Annotated in this window: 1 pseudogene; it reads left to right on the forward strand. The window is 62.9% G+C overall.

Going from position 1 to position 302, the window contains the following annotated elements:
* Positions 1–27 precede the first annotated feature (27 nt).
* Positions 28–302: pseudogene (locus tag AC0IYH_RS30750) on the forward strand (proline--tRNA ligase); the annotation flags it as partial.

Below are 302 nucleotides of genomic sequence, written 5' to 3' on the forward strand. Positions count from 1 at the left end.
CCTCGCGAACCGCTAGGCGATCCCGCCATGAAGCATGCACTCCCCGTCACGCGCGAAGCCGACTTCGCGGCCTGGTACCAGTCCGTCATCACGGAGGCCGATCTCGCCGAGGAATCGGGCGTACGCGGCTGCATGGTCATTCGACCGTGGGGAGACGGCCTCTGGGAACGAATCCAGCGGCTGCTCGACGATCGCATCAAGGCGACCGGCCATGAGAATTGCTATTTCCCGCTGTTCATCCCGCTCTCCTATTTCGAAAAGGAGGCGGAGCATGTCGAGGGGTTCGCCAAGGAGATGGCGGT

The sequence above is a fragment of the Pseudomonas sp. AC463 genome, from assembly GCF_979253585.1.